This window comes from Pseudomonas sp. Pseu.R1 (assembly GCF_045764065.1).
Taxonomy (GTDB): Bacteria; Pseudomonadota; Gammaproteobacteria; order Pseudomonadales; family Pseudomonadaceae; genus Aquipseudomonas.
In genome coordinates this window covers 4,735,045-4,756,799 of sequence record NZ_JBJGEE020000001.1, presented here as the reverse complement: position 1 = coordinate 4,756,799, position 21,755 = coordinate 4,735,045, and the positions used below count along the sequence as shown (strand labels likewise).

The 21,755-nt window shown below is 60.2% G+C and carries 18 protein-coding genes; 5 read left to right on the top strand and 13 right to left on the bottom strand.

The window, feature by feature from the left end; all coding sequences use genetic code 11:
* Nucleotides 1-4 precede the first annotated feature (4 nt).
* The 3 genes from ACI5GA_RS21630 to ACI5GA_RS21620 all read right to left on the bottom strand — a co-directional run bounded on the left by ACI5GA_RS21630 (nucleotide 5) and on the right by ACI5GA_RS21620 (nucleotide 2,055).
* Complete coding sequence (locus tag ACI5GA_RS21630) at nucleotides 5-754, bottom strand: molecular chaperone (protein ID WP_421424222.1); 750 nt, start codon at nucleotides 752-754, stop codon at nucleotides 5-7.
* A 58-nt stretch (nucleotides 755-812) separates the two neighbouring features.
* Nucleotides 813-1,394, bottom strand: a complete 582-nt coding sequence (locus tag ACI5GA_RS21625) for a fimbrial protein (protein WP_421424221.1) — start codon at nucleotides 1,392-1,394, stop codon at nucleotides 813-815.
* A 331-nt stretch (nucleotides 1,395-1,725) separates the two neighbouring features.
* On the bottom strand, nucleotides 1,726-2,055 hold the full coding sequence (locus ACI5GA_RS21620; RefSeq protein ID WP_404637222.1) for a hypothetical protein: 330 nt from the start codon (nucleotides 2,053-2,055) through the stop codon (nucleotides 1,726-1,728).
* Nucleotides 2,056-2,321: 266 nt separating this feature from the next.
* Between ACI5GA_RS21620 and ACI5GA_RS21615 the strand changes: the two genes are divergently transcribed.
* The 4 genes from ACI5GA_RS21615 to ACI5GA_RS21600 are packed head-to-tail and all read left to right on the top strand — an operon-like array spanning nucleotide 2,322 to nucleotide 8,706.
* Nucleotides 2,322-3,485: an efflux RND transporter periplasmic adaptor subunit gene (locus ACI5GA_RS21615; RefSeq protein WP_421424220.1), complete on the top strand. Its 1,164-nt coding sequence runs from the start codon at nucleotides 2,322-2,324 to the stop codon at nucleotides 3,483-3,485.
* Nucleotides 3,482-6,616, top strand: a complete 3,135-nt coding sequence (locus tag ACI5GA_RS21610; RefSeq protein ID WP_421424219.1) for a multidrug efflux RND transporter permease subunit — start codon at nucleotides 3,482-3,484, stop codon at nucleotides 6,614-6,616. Before ACI5GA_RS21615 ends, ACI5GA_RS21610 begins: the two co-directional genes overlap by 4 nt.
* A 43-nt stretch (nucleotides 6,617-6,659) precedes the next feature.
* A complete protein-coding gene (locus tag ACI5GA_RS21605) occupies nucleotides 6,660-7,352 on the top strand; it encodes a heavy metal response regulator transcription factor (protein WP_404637216.1) in 693 nt (230 codons plus the stop codon).
* Entirely contained in the window at nucleotides 7,342-8,706 is a 1,365-nt protein-coding gene (locus tag ACI5GA_RS21600; protein ID WP_421424218.1) for a heavy metal sensor histidine kinase, read from the top strand. The genes ACI5GA_RS21605 and ACI5GA_RS21600 overlap by 11 nt, the downstream gene beginning before the upstream one ends.
* Nucleotides 8,707-8,860: 154 nt before the next feature.
* Here ACI5GA_RS21600 and ACI5GA_RS21595 read toward each other — a convergent pair whose 3' ends face one another.
* The 7 genes from ACI5GA_RS21595 to pmbA all read right to left on the bottom strand — a co-directional run bounded on the left by ACI5GA_RS21595 (nucleotide 8,861) and on the right by pmbA (nucleotide 14,715).
* The gene (locus ACI5GA_RS21595) at nucleotides 8,861-9,199 is read right to left on the bottom strand and encodes a zinc ribbon domain-containing protein YjdM (protein ID WP_404637212.1); all 339 of its coding nucleotides are present in this window, start codon (nucleotides 9,197-9,199) and stop codon (nucleotides 8,861-8,863) included.
* A gap of 107 nt (nucleotides 9,200-9,306) precedes the next feature.
* A complete protein-coding gene (locus tag ACI5GA_RS21590) occupies nucleotides 9,307-10,194 on the bottom strand; it encodes a ZIP family metal transporter (protein WP_404637210.1) in 888 nt (295 codons plus the stop codon).
* A gap of 26 nt (nucleotides 10,195-10,220) precedes the next feature.
* The gene (locus tag ACI5GA_RS21585; protein ID WP_421424217.1) at nucleotides 10,221-10,832 is read right to left on the bottom strand and encodes a superoxide dismutase; all 612 of its coding nucleotides are present in this window, start codon (nucleotides 10,830-10,832) and stop codon (nucleotides 10,221-10,223) included.
* 1 nt (nucleotide 10,833) lies between these two features.
* A complete protein-coding gene (locus ACI5GA_RS21580) occupies nucleotides 10,834-11,295 on the bottom strand; it encodes a hypothetical protein (RefSeq protein ID WP_421424216.1) in 462 nt (153 codons plus the stop codon).
* Nucleotides 11,296-11,336: 41 nt separating this feature from the next.
* Complete coding sequence (locus tag ACI5GA_RS21575) at nucleotides 11,337-12,713, bottom strand: class II fumarate hydratase (protein ID WP_421424215.1); 1,377 nt, start codon at nucleotides 12,711-12,713, stop codon at nucleotides 11,337-11,339.
* Nucleotides 12,706-13,101, bottom strand: a complete 396-nt coding sequence (locus ACI5GA_RS21570; RefSeq protein ID WP_404637202.1) for a FagA protein — start codon at nucleotides 13,099-13,101, stop codon at nucleotides 12,706-12,708. The genes ACI5GA_RS21575 and ACI5GA_RS21570 overlap by 8 nt, the downstream gene beginning before the upstream one ends.
* A 267-nt stretch (nucleotides 13,102-13,368) precedes the next feature.
* Entirely contained in the window at nucleotides 13,369-14,715 is a 1,347-nt protein-coding gene (gene pmbA / locus ACI5GA_RS21565; RefSeq protein WP_421424214.1) for a metalloprotease PmbA, read from the bottom strand.
* Between the two features lie 93 nt (nucleotides 14,716-14,808).
* Here pmbA and yjgA point away from each other — a divergent pair, with 93 nt between their 5' ends.
* A complete protein-coding gene (gene yjgA / locus ACI5GA_RS21560; protein ID WP_404637198.1) occupies nucleotides 14,809-15,330 on the top strand; it encodes a ribosome biogenesis factor YjgA in 522 nt (173 codons plus the stop codon).
* A gap of 108 nt (nucleotides 15,331-15,438) precedes the next feature.
* On the opposite strand, the gene tldD is transcribed toward yjgA, so the two are convergent.
* The 3 genes from tldD to ACI5GA_RS21545 all read right to left on the bottom strand — a co-directional run bounded on the left by tldD (nucleotide 15,439) and on the right by ACI5GA_RS21545 (nucleotide 21,696).
* Nucleotides 15,439-16,878 carry a metalloprotease TldD gene (gene tldD / locus ACI5GA_RS21555; protein ID WP_421424213.1) on the bottom strand — a complete coding sequence of 480 codons (1,440 nt, stop codon included), beginning with the start codon at nucleotides 16,876-16,878 and terminating at the stop codon, nucleotides 15,439-15,441.
* Nucleotides 16,879-16,880: 2 nt separating this feature from the next.
* Entirely contained in the window at nucleotides 16,881-17,732 is an 852-nt protein-coding gene (locus tag ACI5GA_RS21550) for a carbon-nitrogen hydrolase family protein (protein ID WP_421424212.1), read from the bottom strand.
* 148 nt (nucleotides 17,733-17,880) lie between these two features.
* Nucleotides 17,881-21,696, bottom strand: a complete 3,816-nt coding sequence (locus ACI5GA_RS21545; protein WP_421424211.1) for a YhdP family protein — start codon at nucleotides 21,694-21,696, stop codon at nucleotides 17,881-17,883.
* Nucleotides 21,697-21,755 lie beyond the last annotated feature (59 nt).

Below are 21,755 nucleotides of genomic sequence, written 5' to 3'. Positions count from 1 at the left end.
GCCTTCAGGGTGAGCGATCGGCCTTGTTGGCCTGTGTCGTCCGGTCTGCTGTCACGGTGGCGCGATATGGCTCCTGGGCACCAAAATCGTTAATGCTGATAAAGGCCAGGTCCACTGAACCACGCCCGCCTGACGCGAGAGGCAGCCGACGCCGTTCACCAGGCGCCAGCATCCTGCTGCCCTCCTGGATTACCACCCGCCCGTTTTGCCGCCCTTCCAGCTTGATCATCGAGACGTGGTAGTGACTCGTGTTAACCACTTCGATCTGACCATCGCGCACCTGCCATTGCAGTGCTTCGGCGGCTTTCAACGGATCGCCGATCAAGCCTTGTGGCCGATAGAACAATTTGATGCGCTGGCGAATGGCGATCTGCAATTCGTTGTCGCGGGCCGTCTGGGGGATTTCCTGAACGCTCAACCAGAGCACCGATTCGCGATCACCGGGCAGACCTTCACCCGAATACATGATCCTGATCAGTTGTCGGGCGTCACCGGGCATTCGCGCCAGCGCGGGTGTGATCGCGAACGGCGGTATGCTCAACCCAGCACCATTCGGGTCGCTCTCGATCCAGGACTGCGCGAGAATTTCAGATGCCCCGGTGTTGTGCACCTGCAGGCTGACTTCTTTGTCGGCTCCGGAATAAATGACACGCGTGGTATTCAGCACCACGCCTGCCTGGGCTTGAGCAGCCAGCGTCACGGCCAGTCCCGAGCACAGCCAGAGGGCCGACTTGCGGATAATCTTCGAAAACATGGGGGTGATTCCGGACAGGAAAGTGGCGAGATGAGCACTGCTCACCTCGCCAGGTGCATCACTTGTAATCCATCACAAACGGCAGGAAACCATCGGCGTTACCTGGATTGGTCGGAGTGCCGTTAAGCACGTATACAGCACCGAGATTGATCTCGGCCGTTGCGGTATCGCCGTCCTTGACCAGATCGGTGACGATCGTTTCGGCGCCGCTCAGGTCCATCAGGCGATTGGACGAGTTCAGCAGACCGATACCCACACCATCAGCCGCACCAGTGGTGCGCAACAGTTTTTGATCGTTGTTGTCCAGGCCGCTACCCTGGCGGGCAATGAAGCGCATGTCTACCGAGTCGTAGGCCGTGGCGCCACCGGTGCAGTTCACCAGCAACTGGATCGGCGACGCCGTCTCCAGTTTGGCTTGTGCGTAAGTCCCGATATCGGCGAACGATACGTTGCCCATATCAACGTTGATTTCACCGGGGTTAGAGCCTGGGCTCGCACCGGTTCCTGCATTGATGTCACACGTAATGTTGGTGAGCGTCCCGCTCAGGATCAATTTTCCGTTGTTCGCTGCGTTTGCAGTCCCAGCCATGCCCAGCCCCATTGCAGCCAAAATAGCGAGAGAAAGAGAGATCTTTTTCATGTTAACGACATTCCTTGTGTCAGTTCGTGTGTGCCCAGAGCACGGGTCGAACTATAAGCGGGCCGCTCAAGGCCGGATGTCAGGTTATCTACCTTGTACTTGCAGAAACGACAGTGAGACGTGAAGGAAATTTCCGTAGTCTCTGGGTGCAAATAGCCACACCCCGCGTAACTCCTGACGCTGCGCATCATCATCAAAAAATAATAATGAGCCGATGTTTGTCGATACGCTGTAAGGGTGTACATCGATTCCGAGTGGAATGCATAAAAAAACCGCCTTGGCGAGGGAGGCCAAGGCGGCTTTTATTGACGAGATGTTTGAAGAATCGGCGTCACTGATAAGTCAGTGTCACGACGCCGTTATGAACCCCGGTCTCGATGGACGTCTGCTCGACATAAGCCGTGGAGACAGGCACGGTAGCGCCTTCGCAGGCATCATCATGAACAACCAGCCCGACGGTAACGTGTGCGTTGACCCTTATCGACTTCGGTTGATCCCGCTGAGCGCTGACATCCAGCACTCTGGCTTCACACCCCGCGTTGACGAGTTGACCGTGGAACGACAGTGCACCTTGCTGCGACGGGGCTGCTGACACCGCCTGAGCAAAAGCCCCGACAAACGCGATCGAAAAAAACATCGAAACTGTCTTTTTACTGTTCATCGCCACACTCCGGAGTGAAGACTCACGTGGATCAGTTAAGTCGAGCCAGGAACAATCGACCAGAGAACGCAGACATTTGTGTAGGAATTGTCGTGCTCTCTATCCATCTATCGCCCCATTACTTCTTTTCTTTATGCCCCTTCATCCTCCCCCCATCACCACCTGACAATATTGACAGGTAGCAGTCATTTTGCTGACCGGGTGCAGGAGGTATAAAGGAGGCTCTCAATTATCTGCCCTCCATTTTTTGCTGGCGTTATATCTGTATGCACAAAAAGAAAAAATCTGTGTTAGCGGCTGTAACCGTTCTCGCAGTATCGCTGGCAGTGGGTGCCTGGACGTTGACCCGCCCGGCCCCCAAGAAAACCACTGCGTCCATCGCCGTTCCAGTGCAAGTGATCAATGTGGTCCGGGAAGATGTGCCGCGTTACGTCACGGGTATCGGCTCGGTGCTTTCGCTGCAAAGCGTGGTGATCCGCACGCAGGTGGACGGCATTCTGACCAGGCTGATGGTGAAGGAAGGCCAGCAGGTCAAAATCGGGGATTTGTTGGCGACCATTGACGACCGCTCGATTCGTGCGGCCCTCGAACAGGCCAAGGCGCAGTTGAGCCAGAGCCAGGCCCAACTCGATGTGGCGGAAGTCGATCTCAAGCGCTACAAACTGCTGACTGTGGACAACAGTATTTCCAAGCAGCAGTTCGACCAGCAACAGGCGTTGGTCAATCAACTCAAGGCGACCGTGCTGGGCAATCAGGCGTCGATCAATGCCTCTCAAGTGCAGCTTTCCTACACCCAAATTCGTTCTCCGGTGACAGGCCGCGTCGGCATTCGTAATGTCGATGAGGGCAACTTTCTGCGCGTCACGGACGCCAATGGACTGTTCTCCGTAACGCAGATAGATCCCGTCTCCGTTGAGTTCTCACTGCCGCAGCAGATGCTTCCAACCCTGCATGACCTGCTCGCATCTCCTACACCCGCAAAGGTCAACGCCTATATGGGCGATGGCGTAACCGGCACCTTGCTGGGCGAAGGCAAACTGACCCTGATCGACAATCAGGTCGCTGCCACCACGGGCACCATTCGCGCCAAGGCCATTTTCGACAATACCGCTGAAAAACTGTGGCCTGGCCAGTTGGTCAGCGTGCGCATCCAGACCGCCATCGAACGCGATGCGTTGAAAGTCCCGCCGCAGGTAGTCCAGCGCGGCATCGAGCAGCATTATGTGTTTCGGGTCATCGGCGACAAGGTTGAAGTGGTCCCTGTCAAAGTGCTTTACCAGAACAGTGATCTGGTGCTGATCAGCGGCGTGAGTGCCAATGACGTGCTGGTCAGCGACGGCCAGTCGCGCCTTAAGGACGGTGCGCACATTGAGGTGGTCAAGGCGGACCCAGCGGCCACTCTGGCGGATGCAGGAGGAACCGCGAAATGAAAGGCCACGGTTCGATTTCCGCATGGTGCGTGAATCACCCTATCGCCACCGTACTGCTGACATTCGCGCTGGTTTTGCTGGGTTGCATCGCTTTTCCGCGCCTGCCCGTCGCGCCGCTGCCAGAAGCTGAATTCCCCACGATTCAGGTGTCCGCCACACTGCCCGGCGCCAGTCCGCAAACCATGGCCTCCTCGGTCGCTACGCCCCTCGAAGTGCAGTTCAGCGCCATCCCCGGCATGACGCAGATGACCTCCAGCAGCGCCTTGGGTTCGACCAACCTGACCCTGCAATTCGTGCTGAACAAGAGCATCGACACTGCTGCGCAGGAAGTGCAGGCCGCGATCAACACCGCTTCGGGACGCCTGCCAGCTGACCTGCCAACGGCCCCCACCTGGCGCAAGGTCAACCCTGCCGACAGCCCGGTGCTGATCTTGAGCGTCAGTTCCAATCTGATGCCCAGCACCGAGCTGAGCGATGTCACCGAATCCCTGTTGGCCCGTCAGTTGAGCCAGATCAATGGCGTAGGCCAAGTCGCGATCACCGGCCAGCGGCGTCCGGCCATTCGCGTACAGGCCGCGCCGGAAAAGCTCGCGTCCATCGGGCTGACGTTGGGCGATTTGCGCACGAGCCTGCAACAAACCAGCCTCAACCTCGCCAAAGGTGCGTTGTATGGCAAGGACAGCGTGTCGACGCTGGCCTCCAACGACCAGTTGTTCCAGGCCAAGGACTACGACCAGTTGATCGTGTCCTACAAGGACGGCGCTCCGGTTCACCTGCGTGATGTAGCGAAAGTCATCGACGGTTCGGAAAACGCTTACGTCAATGCCTGGTCTGGCGATCAGCAAGGCGTGAACATCGTGGTCTTCCGTCAGCCCGGCGCCAACATCGTCGAGACCGTGGACCGCGTGCTCGGCGAGCTGCCTCGTTTGCAGGAAATGCTCCCGGCGTCCGTGGACGTTTCGGTGCTCAGCGACCGGACCAAGACCATTCGCGCGTCCCTGCATGAAGTGGAAATGACCCTGCTGATCGCCATCGTGCTGGTGATCGCGGTGATGGCACTGTTCCTGCGCCAGGTCTCTGCAACACTGATCGTGACCGCCGTACTCGGTGTCTCGCTGGTGGCCAGCTTTGCCCTGATGTACGTGCTCGGTTTCAGCCTCAACAACCTGACGCTGGTGGCCATTGTGGTGGCGGTCGGCTTCGTGGTCGACGATGCCATCGTGGTGGTGGAAAACATCCACCGCCATCTCGAAGCCGGTGAAAGCATGCGCGATGCCGCGATCAAGGGCGCGGGCGAGATCGGCTTCACAGTGGTGTCGATCAGCTTCTCGCTGATTGCAGCGTTCATCCCATTGCTGTTCATGGGCGGCGTGGTCGGACGCTTGTTCAAGGAATTTGCGCTGACGGCGACGTCAACCATTCTGATTTCGGTAATGGTCTCGCTGACCTTGGCGCCGACACTGGCCGCACTGTTCATGCGCGCGCCGAAACACGACGCCCATGCCAACCCCGGTTTTGGCGAAAAACTGCTGGCGCGCTACGCCCGTGGCGTGCGCTTCGCCCTCGCCCATCAACGCATGATGATGAGCATCTTTGGCCTGACACTGGTGCTGGCAGTGGTCGGTTACGTACTGATCCCCAAAGGCTTCTTTCCGGTTCAGGACACCGGTATGGTGCTCGGCACCAGTGAAGCGGCGGCGGACATTTCTTACCCGGACATGGTGGCCAAGCACAAGCAACTGGCGAAAATCATCGGCGAAGACCCTGCCGTCAAAGCCTTCTCCCATTCAGTGGGTGTTAGTGGCAGCAACCAGACCATCGCCAACGGCCGCGTGTGGATTGCGCTGAAGGACCGGGGTGATCGCGATGTTTCCGCCAGCGAGTTCATCGACCGGATCCGTCCGAAACTGGCGAAGATTCCCGGCATTGTCCTCTACCTGCGCGCAGGCCAGGACATCAACCTGAGTTCCGGCCCGAGCCGTGCCCAGTACCAATACGTACTCAAGAGCAACAACGGCGCTTTACTGAACGAGTGGACGCAGAAGCTCACTGAAAAACTCAAGACCATTCCGGCATTTCGTGACCTGTCCAACGACCTGCAACTGGGCGGCAGCGTCACGCACCTGGACATCGACCGCAGCGCCGCCGCGCGCTTCGGCCTGACCACCGCGGACGTCGATCAGGCACTGTACGACGCCTTCGGCCAGCGGCAGATCAACGAATACCAGACCGACATCAACCAGTACAAAGTCATCCTGGAACTTGATCCGTCCCAGCGCGGCAAGGCCGAGAGCCTGAACTATTTCTACCTGCGCTCGCCATTGACCAACGAGATGGTGCCACTGTCGGCGTTGGCCAAAGTGGGGGCGCCAAAAATGGGGCCGTTGTCGATCAGTCACGACGGGATGTTCCCCGCTGCGAACCTGTCATTCAACCTGTCAGCGGGCGTGGCGTTGGGCGATGCGGTGCAACTGCTGGATCAGGCCAAGAACGAAATCGGCATGCCTGCTTCAATCATCGGTAATTTTCAGGGCGCGGCCCAGGCATTCCAAAGCTCATTGGCCAACCAGCCGTGGCTGATTCTGGCGGCGCTGGTGGCGGTGTACATCATCCTAGGCGTGCTTTACGAGAGTTTCGTGCACCCGTTGACGATCATCTCGACACTGCCTTCGGCGGGCATCGGCGCACTGCTGTTGCTGTGGTTGATGGGCCAGGATTTCTCGATCATGGGCCTGATCGGTATCGTGCTGCTGATCGGCATCGTCAAGAAGAACGGTATCCTGTTGGTGGACTTTGCGCTGGAAGGCCAGCGTGATCGCGGGCTGTCGCCAGAAGAGGCGATTTACCAGGCCTGCGTCACCCGTTTCCGGCCAATCATCATGACCACGTTGGCGGCGTTGCTCGGCGCCCTGCCGTTGATGCTCGGCTATGGTGTAGGGGCTGAGTTGCGTCAGCCACTGGGCATTGCGGTCGTAGGCGGTTTGCTGGTGAGTCAGGCGTTGACGCTGTTCACCACGCCCGTGATTTACCTGCAACTGGAACGAATCTTTCATCGTCGGCAGCCGACCACGGCACCGACACCGCCCACGACAGACAGAAAAGCGGCGCCCCAGCTCGTGGCTGAAAAATAAGCATCAAAAAAGCAGTGAGCACAGAGAACGTGAGAGTGCACCCATGCGTGTCCTGATTATCGAAGACGAAGAAAAAACCGCCGACTACCTGCACCGGGGACTGACCGAACAGGGGTACACGACGGACGTTGCGCGGGATGGCATCGAAGGCCTGCACATGGCGCTGGAGAGCGACTACGCCGTGATCATTCTCGACGTCATGCTGCCCGGCCTGGACGGCTACGGCATCCTGCGGGCACTGCGCGCGCGCAAGCAGACGCCGGTGATCATGCTCACCGCCCGGGAAAACGTCGATGACCGGATTCGCGGCCTGCGCGAAGGCGCCGATGACTATCTGGGCAAGCCGTTTTCCTTCCTTGAACTGGTCGCACGTCTGCAAGCCCTGACCCGTCGCAGCGGCGGCCATGAACCGGTGCAGATCAGCATCGCCGATCTGTGGATCGACCTGATCAGCCGCAAGGCCACGCGCAACGGCGCGCGTCTGGACCTGACGGCCAAGGAGTTCTCACTGCTCAGCGTGCTCGCGCGTCGGCATGGCGAGATCCTGTCCAAGACGTCGATTGCCGAGATGGTCTGGGACATCAATTTCGACAGCGACGCCAACGTCGTCGAAGTGGCGATCAAACGCCTGCGCGCCAAACTCGATGGGCCGTTCGAGCAGAAACTGCTGCACACCATTCGCGGCATGGGTTATGTGTTGGAGAGCCGTGCACTGGAGCACCGTCGTGGCGAGTAACTCCATTGCCCTGCGCCTGAGCGGCATGTTTGCCCTTGTGGCACTGCTGGTGTTTCTGCTAATCGGCTGGGCGCTTTATCTGCAAGTGGACAAGGGCCTGGGCCTGTTGCCGGAAGCGGAAGTCGATGCCCGTTACAGCGTTCTGGAATCCCAGGTGCAGCGCTTCGGTGATCTGGAGCATTGGGGAAAACTCAGCGTCAAGCTCAAGCTGCTCAGCGAAGAGGACAAGCGGCTGCGCTTCTGGGTGGTCAGTGACAACCCTTCTTACGAATTCGGCAGCCCTGACCCCAAGATTCGCGCATTCGCCCAAGGCCCGTTGGGCATGCGCGACTTGTATCTGAACGATCACAACTATCCGTTCAAAGTGCGGGTCAGCGAGTTCCCGGCCAAAGATCAACGCCCTCCCCTGCGATTTCTGACGGCCATCGATACCGAAACATTCCGACAAACCCAGCATTCGCTGGTGATCGCCCTGATCAGTCTGGCCGCCATCGGCATCGCCTTGGCCTCGGCGTTGGGTTATTGGGTGGCGCATATCGGCCTCAAGCCGTTGCTGGATCTCTCGCTGGAGGCACGCAAACTGGCACCGCCCCGGCTGTCCGGTCGCTTGCAGTTGTCGTCACTGCCGCCTGAACTGGATCAGTTCGTGACCTCGTTCAACTCGACGCTGGAGCGAGTCGAACAAGCCTATTCGCGGCTGGAATCGTTCAACGCCGACGTCGCGCACGAACTGCGTTCACCACTGACCAACCTCATCGGTCAGACCCAGGTGGCGCTGACCCGAGGGCGCTCTGCCGAACATTACTTCGAGGTGCTGCAATCGAACCTTGAGGAGTTGGAGCGACTGCGCTCGATCATCAACGACATGCTGTTTCTGGCCAGCGCCGATCAGGGCAGCAAGGCCACTGAACTGACCGAAGTGTCGCTGGCCGAGGAAGTGGCGACCACGCTGGACTATCTGGATTTCATCCTTGAAGACGCTCAGGTGCAGGTTCAAGTACGCGGCGACGCGCAAGCGCCCATCGAGAAGGCCCATCTGCGGCGCGCCATGATCAATTTGCTGCACAACGCCGTGCAGCACACTGCGCCGGGGCGGGTGATTCACGTGGACATCAAGGACGAAGGCGATCACGTCAGCATTGGCGTCACCAACCCCGGTACGCTGATTTCCGGCGAGCATTTGCCGAAACTGTTCGAGCGCTTTTATCGGGTTGATGCGTCACGCACTAACAGCGGCGGGAATCATGGGTTGGGATTGGCGATTGTGAAGGCGATTGCGTTGATGCATGGCGGGACCGTGTTTGTTCGCAGCGAGCGTGGGGAGAACACGTTCGGGATCAACTTGCCGTGTTGAGGAATGGCGGCAGCCCGACCCGAGGTGCACCTCTGTGGGAGCCGGCTTGCTGGCGAAAGCGGTGGGTCAGCCAAGTCATCCGTATCTGACTCACCGATTTCGCCAGCAAGCCGGCTCCCACAAGGGTTGTGCTCGGCTTTGAAACCGGGACGAATCAACCCTTCTTCACGAACTCGGACTTCAGCTTCATCGCACCAATGCCATCGATCTTGCAATCGATGTCGTGATCGCCATCCACCAATCGAATGTTCTTCACCTTGGTGCCGACCTTCACCACCAGCGACGAACCTTTGACTTTCAGGTCCTTGATCACGGTCACAGTGTCGCCGTCCTGCAGCGTGTTGCCGACCGCATCCTTGATGATTTTCACGTCATCGTCCGCTTCAGCCACGCCGTTGGCGGACCACTCATGGGCGCATTCCGGGCAGACGAGTTGGGCGCCGTCTTCATAGGTGTATTCGGAATTGCATTTGGGGCACGGCGGTAAGCTCACGGCGGATCTCGCATCTGAGGAAAATAGGCGCGCGATTATAAGGGTTTTTATACAGAACGGGGACGTCCCCGCTCTGGATTCTGCCCGAAGAGCGTAAGCAATCTGCATTACGCCAACGCCGTATCCATCACCATCATCAGACAAAACCCGACCAACAGCCCGAAGCTGGCGATCTTGTCGTGTCCGTTGCGGCGTGATTCGGGAATGATTTCGTGAGTGACCACCAGCAACATCGCCCCCGCCGCCAGCGCCAACCCGACCGGCAACAAAAGCGCGGCGATTTCCACCAGCCACGCACACAGCACGGCAAACACCGGCTCGACCAGCCCCGACGCTGCACCGATCAGAAAGGCATTGAGCCGCGACATGCCTGCCGCCGCCAGCACCAGCGCAATCACCAGACCTTCCGGCACATCTTGCAAGGCGATGCCCATGGCCAGACTGTCCGCGTGCGCCAGACCGCCGCCCGCTGACACGCCTACGGCCATGCCTTCCGGAATGTTGTGGGCGATGATGGCGATGACAAACAGCCAGATATTCGAAGGGATAGACGCTTTTTCCGCCACCTCGGACAACTGCGGCCCTTGTGAGACCAGCGTGTCGACGACGAACAAACCGACCGCGCCCGCGAGAATGCCGACGCTGACCAACGCGCCCGCGCCCCATGCCGAGAAGCCCAGGCTTTGGGCTGCATCAAGGCCCGGCACGATCAGGGAGAAGGCCGTGGCAGCGAGCATGATGCCCGCGCCAAAGCCCAGCAACCCGTCGGACACTGCCACCGGCATTCCGCGAATCACCAGCACGGGGACTGCGCCCAGTGCCGTTCCCAGCGCGCACAACGCTCCGCCTTCCAGCGCCCTCAACATGCGCGGTTCAAGGCTCAGCCAAGTGAGTCCCTGGGCAATCAGCAGTCCCGTGCCGACCAATAGCAAAATCGAACCAATGGCCAGACGAAACAAGCGTCCGCTGCTGAGGGTGAGGAAATCCGAAGGCATAGATCGTCTACTTCTTGTTATGGGCGTTAAGAAATTGCAGCCGAATATCGCTTGGCCACTTCATCCCAATTCACGACGTTGTAGAACGCGGCGATGTACTCAGGACGACGGTTTTGGTAGCGCAGGTAGTAGGCGTGCTCCCAAACGTCCAGACCGAGGATCGGCGTGTTGCCATTCATCAACGGGCTGTCCTGGTTGCCGCTGCTTTCCACGACCAGTTTCTTTTCCGGGGTGACGCTCAACCAGGCCCACCCGCTGCCAAAACGGGTCAGTGCCGCTTTGGTGAAGGCTTCTTTGAAAGCGTCGATACCGCCCAATTGCTCATCGATGGCTTTGGCCAGCGCACCGCTTGGCAGGCCGCCGCCATTCGGGCTCATGACTTCCCAGAACAGCGAGTGGTTGGCGTGACCGCCACCCTGGTTGATCACCGCCGGGCGCAGTTTTTTCGGCAGTTGGCCGACACTGGCCACCAGTTTCTCGATTGGCCACTCAGCGTACTCAGTGCCCTCGACAGCGGCATTGAGGTTGTTGATGTAGGTCTGGTGATGTTTGGTGTAGTGGATCTCCATGGTCTGCGCATCGATGTGCGGCTCAAGGGCATCGTAGGCGTATGGCAAGGCAGGCAAGGTATACGGCATATCAATGGACTCCAAAGGACAATGTTCCGGCGGCAGCGGCATTACGCTGAAGCGCCGAACGTGTGTGTTCGCCGCTGCTATTGAGCAGGCGATGGGTACGTGGGTATTCACCGTGTTCGCTGATGAAGCCCAACAGTTCGCTGTAGGTTTTGTTGCTGTGGCGGAGCGCGGCCTGACGCAGCGCAGGTGCGAAACGGGTGTTCTGGATCACCTGTAACAACCGCTGGTGCGCCGCGCACAGGTACTCGGCGCTTTCTTCGGGCTGGTTCAGGCTCAGGTGCAGATCCGCCAGGTTGTGATGGGAAATCACGAACGCTGCCACCGCCTCGTCAGGGTCTTTCCAGCGCTCCAACAGCACTTGCGCCAGGGCGAGGGCTTGCAGATAGAGTTCGCGGGCGTCGACCAGATCGCCACGGTTGAAGCAGCTATTGCCTTTCAAAATGGTGCTTTTCCAATGCTCCATGGCGCGTCTCCTCGACGTGTGACGTGGGCGGAAGCTGGCGGTCAGATGCCGCCGGCCGTGAGTTTTTCCGGGTTGAGCAGGGTTTCCAGCTGGGCGCGGTCCAGATCGGTGTGCTCCAGCGCAACATCGATGATCGGACGGCCTTCCTTGTAGGCGGTCTTGGCGATTTCGGCGGCCTTGAGGTAGCCGATGATCGGGTTCAGCGCGGTCACCAGAATCGGGTTGCGCGACAAGGCTTCCTTGAGCTTGGCTTCGTTGACCTTGAACGTGGCGATGGCTTTGTCTGCCAGCAGACGGCTGGAATTGGCCAGCAATTCGATGCTTTCCAGCAGGTTGTGGGCGATGATCGGCAGCATCACGTTCAGCTCGAAGTTACCCGACTGACCGGCGACGGTGATCGCGGCGTCGTTGCCGATCACTTGTGCGGCGACCATCGCGGTGGCTTCCGGGATCACCGGATTGACTTTGCCCGGCATGATCGACGAACCCGGTTGCAGGCCTTCCAATTCGATTTCACCCAAGCCAGCCAAGGGACCTGAGTTCATCCAGCGCAGGTCGTTGGCGATCTTCATCAGCGACACGGCAGTGGCCTTCAACTGGCCGGAAACGGCGACAGCGGTGTCTTGCGAGCCGATCAAGGCGAACAGGTCCTTGCCCGGCACGAAGCCGACTTCACTCAACTGGCTCAGCTTGGTGGCAAAACGCGACGCAAATTCAGGGTGGGCGTTGATCCCGGTGCCCACCGCCGTGCCGCCCTGGGCCAGCGCTTGCAGGCTCGGCAGCAGGTTTTCGATGTGTTCGACATTGGCCTTGAGCTGCTGCGACCAACCGTTGAGCACCTGGCTCAGACGTACGGGCATGGCGTCCATCAGGTGAGTACGGCCAGTCTTCACGAACGGGTGCACCTGCACGGCTTTCTTCTCGGTGACCTGCACCAGATGCGCCAGCGCAGGCAGCAGTTGTTCGTGAATCGCCAGCGCAGCACTGACGTGGATGGTGGTCGGGATGATGTCGTTGCTGCTCTGGCCACAGTTGACGTGGTCGTTGGCGTTCACCGGTTCGCCCAGAATGCGGGTCGCGAGGGTCGCGATGACTTCGTTGGCGTTCATGTTGGTGCTGGTGCCGGAGCCGGTCTGGAACACGTCCACCGGGAAATGCACCATGTAATCGCCCTCCAGCAGCTCCTTGCACGCGGTGACGATGGCCTTGCTCTGGCCCTCGGTGATCTGTTTCAGCTCAAGGTTGGCCTGAGCGGCTGCGGCCTTGGCCAGCAGCAACGCACGCACGAACTGGCGCGGCATGCGCAACTGGCTGATCGGGAAGTTGTTCACCGCACGCTGGGTCTGCGCGCCGTACAGGGCCTCGGCCGGAACCTGCAACTCGCCCATGCTGTCGCGTTCAATACGGGTATTACTCATCGGTAGATCCTTGCATCAGTTCAGCGAGAGAAATCGAGGGCTGCAACACGCAGGTCGCCAGCTGATGGGCGAAGCTCTGCCAGCGTTGGCGTTGAATGACGGAATGAGCGAGGGCCTGCAGATCGCGCAGTGGACGCCAGGCTTGATCCAGACACAGGCAGCGCCAGTGCCAGGGCAAGGCGGTGTCACGGGCCGTGTCGATCAGCAGGCGGAAGGTGCTTTCAGCGATCAGCACCTGAGGCGTGGCGGTGAAACGCGCCAGATAGCGGCCTTCGGCAAGGTAATGCTCAATGACACGTGGCTCGTCCGGGTCCAGGGCACAGCGAATCCGCAGACTCAGCGCACGCCAGTTTTCCAGGTAAGGCGACTCGTGCAGAACAGCGGCCATGGCAGAGGCTCATTTAGCAAATGATATTCATTATTAAATGAGTTTAAGAATCAAAACAACCCCGACATTGAAGCGGCAGCGGACCTTGTGGGAGCCGGCTTGCTGGCGAATACGGTGGACCAATGGCAGATAAGGTGACTGACACGCCGCATTCGCCAGCAAGTCGGCTCCCACAGGGGTTTAGCGGTATGGCGAGTTTTGCGGCCAACAAAAAGGCCCGCACCGATATCGGGGCAGGCCTTTGGGTGTTGCGTGGGGCTGGAGAAATCAGCTCCCCGCCACGGTCATCCGCTCGATCAACACAGAACCCGTGCGAATGTTGCTGCGCATCTCCAGATCGCTGCCAACGGCGACGATCTGCTTGAACATGTCGCGCATGTTGCCAGCAATGGTCACTTCCTGAACCGCGAACTGGATCTCGCCGTTCTCGACCCAGAACCCTGCCGCGCCACGTGAGTAATCGCCGGTCACCATGTTCAAACCGCTGCCCATCAGCTCAGTGACCAACAGACCGCGTCCCATGCGGCGGATCAGGGCCGCCTGATCTTCAGTGCCATGGGAAACGAACAGGTTGTGCACGCCACCCGCGTTGGCGGTGCTCGGCAGGCCCAGTTTGCGGCCCGAATAGGTGCTGAGGATGTACGACACCAGATCACCGTTTTCGACGAACGGCTTGGCATAGGTCGCCAAGCCATCGCCGTCGAACGCAGCGCTGCCCATGGCGCGCATCAGGTGAGGACGTTCATCGATGGTCATCCACTCTGGAAACAGGCGCTGGCCGATCGCACCTTCGAGGAACGACGACTTGCGGTACAGATTTCCACCGGAAATCGCCCCCAGGAAGCTGCCGAACAAACCACCCGCCAGCTCTGCCGAAAACAGCACCGGCACTTCGCAGGTCGGCACCGGACGCGCCCCCAAACGGCTCGCCGCACGCTCGGCAGCTTTCTGGCCGATCAGCCTGGCGTCCATCAGCAACTCACCCTGACGATTGACGTCGTACCAGTAATCGCGCTGCATCTGGCCGTCTTTTTCGGCGATCATCACGCAGCTGAGGCTATGACGGGTCGACGCGTAGCCCCCGATGAAACCGTGGCTGTTGCCGTATACGCGGCAGCCTTGGTGCACATTCAGCGTGGTGCCATCAGCGTTCTTGATCAACGGGTTGGCATCGAAAGCCGCTGCCTCGCAGATCAGCGCTTTTTCAATGGCCTCTTCGGGGGTGATGTGCCAAGGGTGGAATAGGTCGAAGTCTGGTTGCTCTTTGGCCATCAAGGCAGCATCGGCCAGGCCCGAGCTTTCGTCTTCAGACGTGTGTTTGGCGATGGCCAACGCGGCCGCGACGGTTTCACGAATCGCATCAGGCCCGCTGGCCGAGGTGCTGGCCGAGCCTTTGCGCTGCCCCACATACAAGGTGATACCAAAACCCTGATCGCGGTTGAACTCCACGGTCTCGACTTCACGCTGACGCACCGACGTCGACAGGCCCTGATCTACCGACACCGCGACCTCACACGCCGTCGCGCCCTGACGCTTGGCTTCTGCGACGATTTGCTCGACCTGCTGTTGTAGCGCTGGCAAGGCCCGTGGGCCGACGCTTTCTGATGCACTCATGACTTACTCCATCAAATTCCGATTTCGGCAGCCGGGCCGGACAATTGGTCCCCGACTGGTTATCATGGCGGCGTTTATTTGCGGACTGCCCCCATGGTTGATTCTTACGACGACTCCTTCGACGGAGAGAAAAGCAAATCCCAGGTCAAGCGAGAGCTTCACGCGCTGGTCGAACTGGGTGAACGCTTGACGACATTCAAGCCCGACGTGCTGGCCAAGCTGCCGTTGACCGACGAGTTGCGTCGGGCACTGGCCGATGCGCCCAAGCACACCGCGCACATCGCGCGTAAACGCCACATCTCGTTCATCGGCAGGCTGATGCGTGATCAGAGCCTGGATGAAATCCTGGTGCTGCTGGACCAGCTTGACGCCTCCACACGTCAGTACAACGAGCGTTTCCACAACCTGGAACGCTGGCGCGACCGTTTGATCGGCGGCACCGACGACGTCCTCGAACAATTCGTCAACGAGTACCCGGAGGCCGATCGCCAGCAACTGCGTTCGCTCATCCGTCAGGCCCAGCACGAAGCCAAGCAGAACAAGGCGCCCTCCGCGGCCCGTAAAATCTTCAAATACATCCGCGAACTGGACGAAACCAAGCGCGGATTGCGGTAAGCCTCGTTGCGTCCCCTGTAGGAGCTCGCTTGCCCGCGATTGCAATCTGTCAGTGACAGATGTGGTGATTGACACACCGCAATCGCGGGCAAGCGCGCTACTACAGTATTAAGCGCCAGTACCACCCACAGTAATCGCATCAATCTTCAACGTCGGCTGCCCCACGCCCACCGGCACCGATTGCCCATCCTTGCCGCACGTCCCCACGCCGCTGTCCAGCGAAAGGTCGTTACCGACCATCGACACCCGGCTCATGCACTCAGGTCCATTGCCGATCAGCGTCGCGCCCTTGACCGGCGCGGTGATCTTGCCGTCTTCGATGAGATACGCCTCGCTGGTGGAAAACACGAACTTGCCGCTGGTGATGTCCACCTGACCGCCGCCGAGGTTGGCGCAATAGATGCCTTTTTTCACCGAGGCAATGATTTCTGCTGGATCGCTCTGGCCACCTAACATGTAGGTGTTGGTCATGCGTGGCATCGGCAGGTGCGCGTAGGACTCCCGACGACCGTTACCGGTGCGCGCAACACCCATCAGGCGCGCGTTTAGCTTGTCCTGCATGTAACCCTTGAGCACGCCGTTCTCGATCAGCGTGGTGCATTCGGTCGGGGTGCCTTCGTCATCGACGCTCAGCGAGCCACGACGCCCGGCCAGCGTGCCGTCGTCGACAATGGTGCAGAGTTTCGAGGCAACCATTTCGCCCATGCGACCGCTGTAGGCCGAACTGCCCTTGCGGTTGAAGTCACCTTCAAGGCCATGGCCCACGGCTTCATGCAGCAGAACACCGGACCAACCAGAGCCCAGCACCACCGGGAGCGTGCCAGCAGGCGCGGGAATGGCTTCCAGATTGACCAGTGCCTGGCGCAATGCCTCACGGGCATAGCCCATGGCGCGGTCTTCCTGAAGGAAATAGCGATAGTCGGTGCGCCCGCCGCCACCATGACCGCCACGCTCGCGTCGGCCATTCTGCTCGACGATCACGCTGACGTTGAAGCGCACCAGCGGGCGCGTGTCTGCGGCCAGACCACCGTCAGTGGAGGCTACCAGAATGCGCTCCCAGACACCGGCCATGCTCACCGTGACCTGCTGAATGCGGGGGTCCAGCGCTCGGGTCGCCGCGTCGACGCGCTTGAGCAACTCGACCTTTTCAGCGCGGGTCATGACCTCCAGCGGGTTGTCCGGTGCGTACAACTGAGCGACGTCTTGGGTGGTAAACGCCTGCACGCGGCCATTCTGCCCTGCGCGGGAAATCGAACGGGCAGCCCGAGCGGCCTGGCTCAGGGCGTCGGGTGTGATCGCATTGCTGTAGGCAAAACCGGTTTTCTCACCGGACTGCGCACGCACGCCCACGCCTTGATCGAGGTTGAAGCTGCCTTCCTTGACGATGCCGTCTTCCAGCGCCCAAGACTCGGAAATCTGGCCCTGAAAATACAGGTCAGCCGCGTCGATCCCGGGACCGGCAAGCTCACCGAGCACCGATTGCAGGCTGTCGATACTCAGGCCGCCTGGTGCCAGAAGGTGTTCGCTGACAGAGGACAAGTCGCTCATATTCACTCCGGGGTATTAGCAGGCCGCAAGACGTCCTGCGAAAAAAATCGCCGGTGGTTCGATACCGGCATCCGCGCCCGTATGGACGCTTGTTCATCACTGTCTCGTTCGGCCAGCAGCACGGCTTCACCCTGTGCCTGCTCGGCCAACACGCGGCCCCATGGATCGATGATCGCCGCGTGCCCAAATGTCTCTCTCGGCCCCGGGTGTATTCCGCCTTGTGCGGCCGCCAGTAAGTAGCACTGGGTTTCAATGGCTCGCGCACGCAACAGAACCTCCCAGTGCGCCGCGCCGGTCACGGCGGTAAAGGCCGACGGCGCGGTAATCAATTCAGCCCCGGCTTCCCGCAGGGCGGTATACAGCTCCGGGAAACGCAGGTCGTAACACACCGTCAGACCGAGTTTTCCCACGGGGGTGTCAGCCACCACCACGTTGTTGCCATGAGCATAGTCGTCGGATTCACGATAGCGCCCGCGCGCATCGGCCACGTCCACGTCGAACAAGTGCAGCTTGTCGTAACGCGCCACGTGCTCGCCCTGATCATCGACCAGCAATGAACAGGCGGTCACCTTGCCATCAGGCTGATCTTGCGGCGGCAACGGAATGGTTCCGGCGACAATCCATAACTTGAGGTCGCGAGCGGCGAGTTTCAACCACGGAAGGATCGGACCTTCGCCCAAGGCTTCGGCACGCCCGATGGCAGCGACGTCGCGACGCCCCATCGCGGTGAAGTTTTCCGGCAGCACGGCCAGCTTCGCGCCCGATGCAGCAGCCTGCTCAAGCAATGCGCGAGCGCGGGCCAGGTTGGCTGCGATGTCGCTCTGACTGACCATCTGAATCACAGCGAAGGACATGGGTGCTCCTTGGGTGGGTGGGATGGCATTGTGGGCAAGACACGTCCAGATGCCCGATGCCGCCCCGTGGCAGTCCGGCTTGTCGGCGGCAGCGATCTCGAATACGCCACCGCCGGCAAGCCGTGCTGCTACGGATGCGTGGCGTAGATCATTGCGGCTTTTCGAACGGTTTGTCGAAGGTAATCTTAGGCTCTTTCCATGGCCCTTCGACCTTGTATTGCACGCTGGCGAAACGCGCCACGCGGTCGCCCAGCAGCTTATCGACCAGGAACAACGCACCGCCAATCGCAGGGGCGCCGACGATGAGCGCCGCGATCGGCAGGTTGTTGGTCACCGGCAAGGTCACCAACAACTTGGCGTCCACGCGGTCCTGCACCATGTCCAGCGTGCCGTTGAGTTCCAGATTGCTCGATGGGCCAATCAGCGTGATCGGGTCGCGAGTCACGTAAACGCCATCACTGGCCACCAGCAGCCCCTTGACCTTGTCGTAGCTCAAGCCTTTGCTGAGCAAATCGGAGAAATCCAGCCGCAGGCGACGGCCAATGGAGTTGAAGTTCAGCAAGCCGAACACCCGCAGCGCCTGCGCGCCACCCTCCACTTCAACGAACTGACCGTTCTTCAGCGTCGCATCCAGGCTGCCGGAATACCGCTTGAGACCAACCCACGCAGGCGATCCCGGCCAGCGCCCATCGGCGTTCATTTCAAACTCCTGACTGGTCACCGTAGGCGCGAAGCCCCAGGCCTTCAGGACATCCGCCAGATTCTTGCCCGCCACCTGGCCTTTGAACCAACTGCTGGTCGCACCCGGCGTGCCTTCCCAGCCGCCATTGCCTACCAGGTTGATGCCTTTGAGGCCCAGGTCCATGTCGTTCAACAGAAGGCCACTGGCGGTCGGGCGGGCCTTGAGCGACCAGGCACCCACCAATTGATCCCCTTGAAACAACTGAGTGATCTTGATGTTCATTGCCGGAATATTGTGTGGGTCGACGTCCGCCAGTGGGTCCGGCGCATTCTCCACCACCGCCGCGTTAGGATCCGGCGCAGGCAGGCGCACATAAAGCAGATTGATGTCCGCAGGCGTGGCCTTGTTGTCCGGCAGGGTCGCCGAGCCTTTGATCTTCTGACTGTCGAGCGCCACTGCCCAACTGGCGTCGTTGCGATTGAGCTGAACCCGTGCCTGACCCAGTGTCGTGCCGAACGCCGTCAACTTGCCGATTTGCAGGTCGACGCCACCGAGCATCTGCTTGGCGCTGCCGCCTGGATCATTACCGGCATAGCGCTGCACCATCGACTGCCAAGGTGCGATGTCGAGTTCGGACAGTGAACCGCGCACGCGCAGGCCCTTACCGTCCGGCACAATCGCCCCGCCTTCGCCGAGGAACAACTCGCCACGACCTTCAGCGAACTTGCCTGCCGGTGCCGCGAACGCCAGATTGGCGAGATTGCCGTAGCCCACGTTGATACGCCGCTCAGGCCCTTGCAGGTTCATGCGCAACGCGGTGTCTCGGGTTTCATCGGCGCCCTTGCCGAACGGTGCGGGCAGATCGACTGTGACCCCTTTGAGGTTCGAATTGATCAGCAACTGGCTGTCGGTGCCGTTGAGGGTCAGTTGCAGTTGATACGGCAGATCCCCCGACACCGGCAGCGGCTGGGTCACGCTCAACCAGTCGGTCAGGCGCTTGGTGTTGATCTGGCTGGTAGCCGCAATCCGCGTCACCAGTGCACCCGGTTTGCCCTCGGCGAAAATCTCGGCATTGAGCGGCTTGTCGAAGGCCATGGCCCGAATATTCTTGCCACTCAGTCCCTTGTTGTAATCGAAGCGAAAATTGCCCTTGAGCTGGGTCAGGTCAAGCACAGGATCCGGCAACCGCAGACGTGCGCTGTCGGTGTTGAAGTCCACGGCGACCTTGGGCTCCTGGCCCTTGACCAGCGGAACATCCAGATTGATGTGCCCCTGCAACGGGCCTTCAGCCTGCCAGCCCGCGAAGGTCGAACCGGTGCCAATGGGCGCCTCCTGCAAGATTTTCATGCCGTCTTGCAGACTGCCATTGAAATCGCCGTCCACCAGCAAATGGCTCGGCTGACCGCTCGGCACATGGGGTACATCCACGGCCACGTTGCTGACCTGGGTGCCCAGCAACTGGCCCTTGGTGGCACGAATGCGCACGCCGCTGTTTTCGACGAACACGTTGCCATCCACGCCGGTCAGTTGCGGCCAGCCCGGCTGGAACGCGAGGTTGGCGTTGTTCACCTTGAAGAACAGGCTGATCACCCGCGCCACATCTGGCGCGTCATGGTTGAGCGAGCCCTGATACTGGAAAAAGCTCTGCTCGACGTTACCGCTGAGAATGGCGGTGCGCAGCCAATTGTCCAGCGCAGGGCTGAGCACGGCGGGCAGGTATTTGGAGGTGTAGCGGCCGTCCGCGTCCACCAGACCGACGCGCAAGTCCATGTAATCTTCCTGGCTCTGGTCATAATGCAGGCGAATCAGAAAATCGCTGGCGATCTTGCCTTCATCCCCCAGCACCTTGATGTACGGCGCGATCAGCGTGAAGCCTTGATCGTCCAGCGCCCAGGTCAGGCGCGCATCGGCGTGGCGATAGCGCCATTCGTTCTTGAATATGGGGTCAAGGTGCAGCATGAAGTCGTCAGTGTCCAGGCGCAGCTCGCCGCCCGCCAGATCACCGCTGATTGCCCCGCTGACGTTCCCCGCCGCCGGCGCGCCGTGGTAGGCGTCAAATCCGACCTTGTCGAGGTTGGCCGCGAAGCTCAGACGCTTCGCGCCCTCAGCTTGCGGGCGGTAATCCACCAAGACATTGCGCAAGCCACCGGTGACCTTGAGGTGATCGAGCACCACCATCAGCTTGTCCGGCAGCGGCGCCAGAGAGTCGAGCAACGGCGTGATGGGGGTCAGATCCAGCCGGTCAGCCTGTACGTGCCATAACGCCTCACTCTCAGACGTCGCCGCCGTCTGCTTGAGCTGAAGATGGCTCTCCCAACGTTTGCTGGCGATGTCCATGGCCAGCGAGTTCAGCGACAGGGTGAAACCGCTGTCATCCCGCTGGAACCAGGCGTTGAGCGCCATATTGTCGAGCTTCGACGCCTTTCTGTCGGCATAGCCGCCCTTGAATTGTGGAGCGTTGACCCGCGCCACCCCCGACTGCAAATTGCCTTTGCCCCACGTCAGCCAGAATTCGCCACCGGCCTTGAACGTCTTGATTTTCCAGTCACGGGTCAAGCTGTTCGGTAGCCATTTTGCCCAGTCACTCTGCGGCAGGCTCAGGTAGGCCTCGGCTTCGGCGTCACGCCACGCTTCGGCGCGCATTTTCGAGCGAACGTTGAGGGACAACGGCTGGCCGTCAGGCAGCGTCAGGCGTGCGTCGAGGCGCTGGTGAAAGCGCCCGGTCCTGAGGGTCATGCTGACGTAGGTCAGGGTCAGTGGCGATTGTTCGTAGGGTTGCAGCGTGATCTGGCTGTCGAACAACGACAACTGCGAGATCATCTGCATTTGCGTCAGGGTCTGCTGCGGATCGAACGGTTTGTCGTCCTGCACCGGCAGCCCTTGAAGCGCCCAGTGACCGTCCTTGTCTTCCTTGAGGCCCAATTGCAGGCCGTCGAGTTCAAGCCGCGCGATGCGCACTTGTCGGGCCTTCAGGCTGGCCCACAGGTCAGGCACGGCACGGACGTGATCGAGGCGCACGGTGCCGGCGCCCTGCCCCACCATGACGTCCCGTGCCGTGAAGATCGGCGCAAAGCCGCTCCATGTCCCTTCCAGCTTGCCGATGCTGACGGGCATGCCCACCGCTTGCTGCGCGTTGAGTTCGACGTCAGCGCGATACTCGGCCACCATCGGCACCAGTTCGCGGCCCACGCTGACGTACAGCGCAATCAGTACCAGGACCAACGCACACAAGCTCAGTCCCCAGCGCGTCAGGGCAGCGAGGAAACGCGTCAGACGCTCCATGTCGTCGAGCCTCCGCATTGCACACCTGCACAGGGCATCCGGGTCAATAGAGCGGTTAA

What these genes read in the sequence shown, in the direction of transcription:
- ACI5GA_RS21610 (WP_421424219.1), top strand. Translation starts at nt 3,482, where the DNA reads ATGAAAGGCCACGGTTCGATTTCCGCATGGTGCGTGAATCACCCTATC.
- ACI5GA_RS21620 (WP_404637222.1), bottom strand. Translation starts at nt 2,055, where the DNA reads ATGAACAGTAAAAAGACAGTTTCGATGTTTTTTTCGATCGCGTTTGTC.
- ACI5GA_RS21550 (WP_421424212.1), bottom strand. Translation starts at nt 17,732, where the DNA reads ATGTCCTTCGCTGTGATTCAGATGGTCAGTCAGAGCGACATCGCAGCC.
- ACI5GA_RS21570 (WP_404637202.1), bottom strand. Translation starts at nt 13,101, where the DNA reads ATGGCCGCTGTTCTGCACGAGTCGCCTTACCTGGAAAACTGGCGTGCG.
- ACI5GA_RS21580 (WP_421424216.1), bottom strand. Translation starts at nt 11,295, where the DNA reads ATGGAGCATTGGAAAAGCACCATTTTGAAAGGCAATAGCTGCTTCAAC.
- ACI5GA_RS21615 (WP_421424220.1), top strand. Translation starts at nt 2,322, where the DNA reads ATGCACAAAAAGAAAAAATCTGTGTTAGCGGCTGTAACCGTTCTCGCA.
- ACI5GA_RS21605 (WP_404637216.1), top strand. Translation starts at nt 6,660, where the DNA reads ATGCGTGTCCTGATTATCGAAGACGAAGAAAAAACCGCCGACTACCTG.
- ACI5GA_RS21575 (WP_421424215.1), bottom strand. Translation starts at nt 12,713, where the DNA reads ATGAGTAATACCCGTATTGAACGCGACAGCATGGGCGAGTTGCAGGTT.
- pmbA (WP_421424214.1), bottom strand. Translation starts at nt 14,715, where the DNA reads ATGAGTGCATCAGAAAGCGTCGGCCCACGGGCCTTGCCAGCGCTACAA.
- ACI5GA_RS21590 (WP_404637210.1), bottom strand. Translation starts at nt 10,194, where the DNA reads ATGCCTTCGGATTTCCTCACCCTCAGCAGCGGACGCTTGTTTCGTCTG.
- ACI5GA_RS21545 (WP_421424211.1), bottom strand. Translation starts at nt 21,696, where the DNA reads ATGGAGCGTCTGACGCGTTTCCTCGCTGCCCTGACGCGCTGGGGACTG.
- ACI5GA_RS21630 (WP_421424222.1), bottom strand. Translation starts at nt 754, where the DNA reads ATGTTTTCGAAGATTATCCGCAAGTCGGCCCTCTGGCTGTGCTCGGGA.
- ACI5GA_RS21625 (WP_421424221.1), bottom strand. Translation starts at nt 1,394, where the DNA reads ATGAAAAAGATCTCTCTTTCTCTCGCTATTTTGGCTGCAATGGGGCTG.
- tldD (WP_421424213.1), bottom strand. Translation starts at nt 16,878, where the DNA reads ATGAGCGACTTGTCCTCTGTCAGCGAACACCTTCTGGCACCAGGCGGC.
- ACI5GA_RS21585 (WP_421424217.1), bottom strand. Translation starts at nt 10,832, where the DNA reads ATGCCGTATACCTTGCCTGCCTTGCCATACGCCTACGATGCCCTTGAG.
- yjgA (WP_404637198.1), top strand. Translation starts at nt 14,809, where the DNA reads ATGGTTGATTCTTACGACGACTCCTTCGACGGAGAGAAAAGCAAATCC.